Below are 2,314 nucleotides of genomic sequence, written 5' to 3'. Positions count from 1 at the left end.
CGAGTATGCGTCGGGCAGAGGGCTGTTAATTCTTCTAATTGTTGCACAACCACTTGAGGTTGTTGTGATAAAATCTTAATTCCCAGATGACGCAGATATAATATTTGCGCTACTTCCACAGCTTCGTAAGCATCTTTCCATTGCCATGCACCAGACGCGGCAGTGCCTAAAAAGTAGCGATTCATCTGGGAAGAAACAGTTTTTGTAGAGAGAGGGCGATTATCTGTTAAAACTTTTGCAAGCTCTTGGGCAACATTAATAACTGACTGCCCATAATCGATTACTGTTTGCAAATCGAATAAAGAACCTTGAGTGAAAAGTTGCTGTACCATTGCATCACTCACAATATTATTTTTTCACTTTTGCTATGGCGAAGCCTTTCTCTTATTAATAATAAATGAGGCAAGTAATTGCCTCATTTAAACTTTTGAACCTTCAGATATTTATTCTTCGGTGATCAGACGAGAACTAAAAAGCGAATTAAGCAGTTTTACGCGGTCTACCTGGCTTGCGTTTGCCTGAAGACTTTACATCAGCCTGTTTGTTTTTCAGTGACTTGTTGGCAGCATTGTTAGCTTTATTTGAACGAGTAGTACGTTTTGGTTGTGGTGAAATTTCTTCAACTGGAGGCAGCAATCTCAATGTAGGGAATGAGAGAATAACTGCTTGATTACTGGTACAATGAATGACTTCATCCTCTAACATCCAAGGATCTGGCAATTTTTCAAAAGTCTGAACTTGTTGTGGTGTGATTATTTCTGATACTGATGGAATTGTAGAAACGGCTATATTCCCATTGCTAACTGAAACCAGATTGCTAACGTTAGCAGCCGATACAAATAGTCCAGGGCTATTTCATTCTAAATGTAGACGCGATATGGTAAAATGCAGCGCCAGTTCTACTTCAAGCATCTATTACCGTGTCTGAAATCGAAATTATCAAAGCTTTTGCAGGTCTAAAAGACCCCCGTCGCCGCGCCGGACAGAGACATAATCTACCATTATCTTTGGCACTTTTCACATTGGCGATCGCAGCAGGGAACAAAGGATTTTTAGCAATTGGAGACTGGATTTCAAGCTACCGTGAGCCGTTGATTGACCTTTTTCAACCGCCGAAAAATAGACTACCATCTTATAGCACTGTGCGTCGTGCCTTATTACACGTGGATTACGAAGATTATTCCGTGTGTCTGAGCAAATTCTTTAATGTACAACCAAATACTGGAGAAACTGTTGGGTTAGATGGCAAAGTTCTCAAAGGTTCATATCTGATTGAAAATGATAACCCTAAATCCGATTCGCATCCAGCGATTATGTTAGTTAGTTCTTATATTGTTGAGCGAGGCTTAATTTTAGAGCCATTTCAAGTCGATGCCAAAACTAATGCATATCATTGCTTTACCTGAGTTGATTTCAAAACTGGCTCTCAAGGGAGTTGTTTTTGCCTTTGATGCTATTAATACTCAAAAAAAACTTGTGAGTTGATTATAAATAGTGGAAATGATTATGTTGCCGCCTTAAAAGGCAATCAACCTAATCTATTCAAAGATGTTAAAGCCAATTTTATACCAGAATTTACTTATGAACAGATAAACAAAGGGCATGGTCGAATTGAAAAGCGTCATGTCAGTATTTGCCAAAATCTTGATGGTATTCGCTCTTGGCCAGGACTTAGCACTTTGATTAAAGTCAAATCAGAACGTCAGGTTTTCACACACAATGTTATTGAAGTAACTCATGAAACCCGTTATTATATTTCATCTTTAAATAAAACTGCTCAAGAATTAGCTGAACGAATTAGAGGATATTGGGGTGTTGAAAATAAAGTCCACTATGTTAGAGATGTTACCCAAGGCGAAGATAAATCTAGAATTCGCACTACCCCCCTTCCTCAAAATTTTGCGATCGCTCGCAATTTTACACTCAATTTATACCGCGATCAGATGTTTAAAAATATGGCACAAGCCCAACGACTCTGCTCTTTTGGTTTAGACACACTCAAACAACTTTTTAGAATGAAATAGCCCTGAGAACGAATCCGTCAGCTTGAGCATAAAGCGCTCTCTATTCTTCGCCGTCAAAAAAGTGATATTTTGGAGTATCTTAATTAATTAGATTGATTTCCCGCTCTAGTATCATCGCGGACGTAAAGGTAATATTTCCCCAGGGCAATTATCCTTGTTTTAATCATGAAGATGATGCTCTGGCTATACTAGACCTCTTGCAAAATTACTTTTATGTTATAGTCAAGGGTTTGCATTTTGGAATTGCTAAATTTAACTCATAGTTATAAATTGCTGCTAGTAAGTTACAA

3 protein-coding genes and 1 pseudogene are annotated in these 2,314 nt (G+C 38.2%); 2 read left to right on the top strand and 2 right to left on the bottom strand.

What is annotated here, in order from left to right; translation table 11 throughout:
• Together H6G26_RS41005 and H6G26_RS41000 are read right to left on the bottom strand one after the other, a co-directional pair.
• A partial coding sequence (locus tag H6G26_RS41005; protein ID WP_190737807.1) for a hypothetical protein occupies nucleotides 1-332 on the bottom strand: 332 nt, incomplete at its 3' end.
• 148 nt (nucleotides 333-480) lie between these two features.
• The gene (locus H6G26_RS41000; protein WP_190737805.1) at nucleotides 481-720 is read right to left on the bottom strand and encodes a hypothetical protein; all 240 of its coding nucleotides are present in this window, start codon (nucleotides 718-720) and stop codon (nucleotides 481-483) included.
• 200 nt (nucleotides 721-920) lie between these two features.
• On the opposite strand from H6G26_RS41000, the gene H6G26_RS40995 reads away from it, so the two are divergent.
• Together H6G26_RS40995 and H6G26_RS40990 are read left to right on the top strand one after the other, a co-directional pair.
• A complete protein-coding gene (locus tag H6G26_RS40995) occupies nucleotides 921-1,406 on the top strand; it encodes a transposase family protein (protein WP_190737804.1) in 486 nt (161 codons plus the stop codon).
• A 72-nt stretch (nucleotides 1,407-1,478) separates the two neighbouring features.
• Nucleotides 1,479-2,024: pseudogene (locus H6G26_RS40990) on the top strand (ISAs1 family transposase); the annotation flags it as partial.
• Nucleotides 2,025-2,314: the final 290 nt, after the last annotated feature.

This window comes from Nostoc sp. FACHB-888 (assembly GCF_014696655.1).
Classification (GTDB): domain Bacteria; phylum Cyanobacteriota; class Cyanobacteriia; order Cyanobacteriales; family Nostocaceae; genus Nostoc.
This window is presented reverse-complemented; position numbering and strand designations above follow the sequence as displayed.